Genomic DNA, 5442 nt, shown 5'->3' on the forward strand with positions numbered 1-5442 from the left:
CCGTTGGTGTCTCGGGTTCACGCGGAGCCGCTGGCGTCCCAGGCTCGCTCGGTCGCGCACCAGTCCGTGATGCGAGAAGCCGTGCGGGTAGTTGCGGCTCAGTTGCAGGACGGTGTCGACTCCGCCGTGCGGCGCGCGGCCGAGCTCGCTCAGGCGCACGACCTGGTGGACCTGTTCGGTGTCACCAACGTGCTGCTGACGGGCTCGGGCGACGGTGATGCGGCAGGCCGGGTGTTGTTCGGCGTGATGTCGACCGTGACGGGGCCGGATGCTGAGGCGAAGGCCCAGGTTGAGCGGATCGCGCAGGCTCTTGAGCTACTTGCCCATGCAGGGCACTTGGAGGGGTTCCTGACGGCGCGCCCAGCCGTCGGGACTGTGCACGTCCCAGTGCTCGTTCAGGTGGTCGACGGGATCGCGGCCGAGCTGGCCTTGGCGGGTAGGGACGATCCGGCGGTGGTGGCGCTCGTGGCTGCGGCCGGCATCGCCGCGCAGGCCCAGCCCGCCGACACCGACCCTGCCGACCGGGCTGACGCCGACCCCACCAGTGCCGAGCCGGCGACGACCGCGTCCGAACCAGTCTTCGGGCAGCTCGTGCAGACCCAGCCGACCGAGGCTGTCACCGGCCAGGCTGCTCAGCCCGGCCCCGACGTCTGGGCCATGGAGGACAAGCCCGGCGGGCAGAACACCGGTCCCGTCGTGCTGGGCAGCGTCAAGAATTTGTTCGGCGGCGATGTCCGCGTGCCGGCGGGCCAGGTGCCTCACCGTTTGCTGCGCCACAACGGCCTGCTGGTTCGTCTGGATCTCTTCCCCGAGACCCAGGAGGTGGGGTTGGCATCTTGGCTGGAGCGCCCCGAGCCCGTGCGTGTGCGTGTCGAAGAGCAGCATTCCCGTATTTGGAGACGGGATGAGCGGCACTACTACTGGATTCCGCCTGTGGCTGATGGCCTCAGTTTGCGGGACGTTCTGGTGGTCGGTGTGCTGGTGACGCGCGGCCGGGCGGTGATCCACGTGCCGGGTGTGGGTGAGGTCCGGGTGGACGGGTTCTCGCTCGCTCACTTGCTCCAGTTCTTTGGAGCGCTCGACGGTCATCGGGACGGCGCGGTGATCTTCCTGGCGGTCATCGAGTCCGTGCCACGCGAAGGCGAGTCGGGCCATGAGCAGCTGGCTGCCTCCCTCCAGGTGAGTCTGGCGGAGCTCGGCCACAATCGCCGGGTCGCGATCGGCACGAAGCCGGCCTCGATGTACGAGGGGGAACTGGTGGTTCCGGACGGCGGACACGTTCGGATCTTCGGTGGTGCCGTCGACAAGGAGGCGGTGGCAGACGAGCTGGCCGCAGCGCACGGGCAAAGGTGGAAGTATCAGCCTGCGGCGAACAGCGGCGCTGGGGTGTTCTCGCTGGACGACCGCATGCGCGTCTTGGCGTTGATGACGGCCGCCGACAAGGAGACCATAGGTCGCTCGCCCGCAGAAGCCATGCTCGCGGCCTTCCGCAAGCTCCGCAGTATGGCGGGCCCGGATGTGGCGGGCCCGGATGTGGTGGACGTGGTGCTGCTCGCGGTCGCACAGAAGCGGTACGACGTGAGGACCATGGCAGGCCTGTGGTCGCTGCTTGCTTCCGCGCCGGTGGACGTGGCGGAGCTCGACGAGGTGCGGTACCTCGTGCCGGCGTACACCGTCGAGCCGAGGGACGGGCGGGTCGGTTACGACGTCAGGCGGGTCGAGGTTTATCCCGGCGTCTGGATGCGGGAGGTGCAGCTCAAGATCCGGTTGGACTTCGCCGACGACATCTCGCCAGCGCAGCGGGCGGCGTTGTGGCGCAACCTCGTCATCGGCGTGGACCGGGCGTTCGATGCGAAACGCCCGAAGGGCGGTGACGGGTTCCGGGTCCAGGTGCTCCGCGCCGACGCCGACGCCGATGCCCACGTGACGGTGCAGATCGGCGGGCAAGCGGTGTTGGGGACCACGTGGAGTGTGGCCGCGAGGCCTGAGGAGCTCGGTGCGCACGTTGCCGATCTCCTGGGCGGCTCGGACTCGCGGTCGATCGAACGACTCGCGGCCGCCGAGGAACTGGGCGGTGTGTCGTACTCGCAGTTGCGGGAGGTGGCGGACTGGAACAGGCGTGTGGTCTCGGGGCGGGACGCCGCCGGCCGGGAGCGGCGGTTTCCTCTCGCCGACGTCCACATGGTGCCGCTGAGTTCGGGCGACACCCGCCGCGGGCTCGTCTTCCCATCCCTGACTGGCACCTGGTCGCCCGAGGTACTCGACGCTCTGGCGATTTCCGGTGTCCAGGAAGTCGTGTTGACTGAGCAGGGCACCGACCGCACCCAGGGCGGCCCCAGAGTGGGTGGTTTCGACCTGGTTCTGGTGGACACCGACCAGAACACCGCGGTGGTGACCGTCGAGTCGATCGGTGAGGTGCGGCTGGACGGAGCCGCGTTCGCGTCCCTCGTCGCCGGGCACCTGCGGGACGAGTTCACATCCAGGCCGGCGCTGCTGGTCACGCCGTTCGCCGGAGCGCTCAACCATGCGGGCGGGTTCGCCTTCGACCTCGCCGAGTCGCTGAAGGGCACACTGAGCGAGGCGATTGTGGCCGCGGCGACGCACGGGGTCGTCTTCGACCTCGCCTTGGCGCTGAAGGGCACGCTTGCCGGCGCGATTGTGGCCGCGGCGACGCATGGAGCCGAAGTCGTGCTCGACCGGCAGGGCTCGTCTGCCCTGGTGGTGTCCGGTGGTGGCCACCTCAACCTCTTCCCGGCGTCTGTTAGCGACGATGTGGCGGAGCTGCGGCGATCGCTCGAGGCGGACTGGGTTTATGCGCCGTCCGAACCGAAGCCTGGTGTGGAGCTGCTGTCCACCAGCGACCGCGGCGCCACGATCGCCCTGATCAAGGAGATGGTCAAGCACACCCAAGCCGTGGTGTCTGAGAACGGCGGCTTGGTGCGTCTGTGGACGCTGCTGGACCTGGTGAAGGACAGGCACGATCAGCCGGATCTTGTGGTCGGGGAGACGTTGCGGCACATCTCGATCGCACATCCCGGCCTGCGCGATCAGATCACCGCAGTGGTGGAATTGCGGAGGACGGGGCCGGAAGCCGGGGTCGAGGGGCGGCGCGCCGGCGGTGCGGCAGGCGCTGAACCAGGCCCGTCACGGGCATCTGCCGGCGGCGAGTCCCGAGAGGGCACGCAGGCGGTGCGGCAGGCGCTGGACCAGGCCGGTTACGGGCATCTGCGGCCGGCGGTTCCCGAGGGCGGGTGGACTGAGGATCACTATCTGCAGGCGCTGACCACCGCCATGACCACGGGCCTGTTGCCGGCCTGGGACGGGACCGGCGAACGCGGCCTGCCCAGTCAGGCCATGCGGGTGCCGGTGGAAGGCGGGCACCGTTTCCCGCTCGGGCAACGCCTCTACAAGCTGAGGCAGGGGGTCGGGGTCAGGGGGCTGTCGCAGGAGGTGCTCAATGTGCTGGCCGAGGTCGGTTACGGGCATCTGGTGGACGCGGGTCCGGGGAGGGGGACTGAGAGGCGCGGCGGGCGGTTCGGGTTGTCCCGTTGGGTGCGGTACTCGACGCGGGTGCGGGGGGAGGGCGACCCGTTCACCACGACCGGCAAGGCGGAGTGGGACTACGTGCAGGGCGAGGTCCGCAGGCCGGTCCGGCTGGACGGGCCGGGCGCGCGCACGAGCCCGGTGTGGGACTTCAGCGCGCTGGACACCGTCTTCCACTTCGACACGGCGGCCCCGAAGACGGACCTCTGGCCGGCCGGCCAGATCACGGACAGCAGCGAACTCGACCGACTGGCGATCCTGGTCGCGGAGATCCTGGTCGAGCACAGCGATCCGGATCGCCCGCTGCCGGTGATGCAGCTCACCGGCTACGGCCCGATTGCGCTGTCGGAGTGGAACGCGGAAGCCGAAGAGGAGGCGCGGGCCAAGGGGATGCAACGCGCCAGTGCCACCCTGGCTGAACTCGAAGAGCGTGTCCGCGCCCGCGTGTGGGTGTTCAAGCAGCAGGGGGCGATCCTCGCCGCGGGCTGGACCGTCCAGGACTTCGTGCGACTCGTGGAGCTCGCCGCGGTCGCAGAACCGTGGACGGCCGACCAGGCCGAGTCAGCCCGCGTGAAGGTGAAGGTCGTCGCGAGCGAGACCCTTGTCCAGGAGCGCGGTGACCGCGGTGACGTGGCGGCCCTGATCAAGATGAAGGACACCGGCGTCCAGCTCGCGCATACGATGCTGGTCGACTTGGCCCGCCAGGGGAACCGCGAAGCGCTGCGGCTCTTCCTGTCGCGCGACGAGACTGAGATGCCCGCCCTCGCTGAGCTGGCGTCTGCGGATGTCGCCGAGGCGCGCGAGCAGCTGCGCGCGATGGCTCGGGAGGGCAGCGCCAACGCCATCGGTGAGCTGACCCGAGCGGCGGACATCGAGGGCCTGGTCATAGCGGGCACCGAGGCCGCGACCTCCGCGCTGTTCGGACTGGCGCGTGACGGAAACGCCCTCGCGGCGCAGGCGCTCCTGAACCAGAATCCGAGGGACGTGCCCCGGCTGGTGACGCTAGCCGAGAATGGGTTCGCCGCGGCACACACCGCACTCGTGAACCTGGCCAAGGACGGCGACAACGACGCTGTCGCCGAGCTGGTGCGCATCGTGGACGTCGCGGGTTTGGTGGCGGCCTCGCTGGCCGGCGTCAACACGGCGCGCACCGCTCTGCAAATACTCGCGGTTGACCGCAACCCCGAGGCGCTCGCGGCGATGCCGAGTGTGTTTGATCGCTGGCCATGACACGAGGGGCCACCAGGATTAGCTGGCGGCACTTTTGGCTTTCGTGGCAGGCAGGCACACCGACGTGCCGACGAAGGATTCGACGAAAGGATGCGACATGACCACGCCGGGCGATGACCAATGGGTGTTCCTGATCGACCCGGCCTGGCCGGCTCCAGAACCCGCCGCGCACAACACCGGCCAGGACGCCGACGACGTGGAAGTGGCGGACGCCGAAAACGTGGAGGTCCAGGGGCCGCCGATAGAGGCTGTTGTCGGAGGCTGGCTGGTCACCGCGGACGGCACGGTCGGGCCGTTCAGCGCCAACCCCGACTACCGCCCGTCCCAGCCGGGATCGCCAACGGACCCGGTGGACGCGACGCTGCAGCTGCTGGTGCGGGGCGAAGTCGACTCGGACGCGTTGTTCGCGGTGATCAGGGAGAGCGTGTTCGACGTGGCGCTGGACGAGGACGGGCGGCCGATCATCGCGCCGTCGCCGGACGACGTGCCATCGCTGCTGGTGTCGACGGCCCCGGCACAGCGGTTCCGCGTGCAGACCGACAACTGGCGCGCCCAGGTCACCGCGGCGGAACTGGGCGACCTGCTGCGAGAACACGAGGTAGACGTGCTGATCAACCCCGGCGGACCCGCCTCGATCCGGTTGATCGGCAGCGTCTTCGCCGAGAACCT

At 69.5% G+C, this 5442-nt stretch carries 2 protein-coding genes; both read left to right on the forward strand.

Going from position 1 to position 5442, the window contains the following annotated elements; genetic code table 11:
* Window positions 1-81 precede the first annotated feature (81 nt).
* Window positions 82-4773 (forward strand): hypothetical protein, encoded by a 4692-nt coding sequence (locus ABZX92_RS44930; protein ID WP_355572171.1) that lies wholly within the window; start codon window positions 82-84, stop codon window positions 4771-4773.
* A 97-nt stretch (window positions 4774-4870) separates the two neighbouring features.
* Window positions 4871-5442, forward strand: a 572-nt coding sequence (locus ABZX92_RS44935; protein ID WP_355572173.1) for a type VII secretion system-associated protein, incomplete at its 3' end; no start/stop codon positions are given.

This window comes from Lentzea sp. NPDC006480, from assembly GCF_040611995.1.
GTDB lineage: Bacteria > Actinomycetota > Actinomycetes > Mycobacteriales > Pseudonocardiaceae > Lentzea.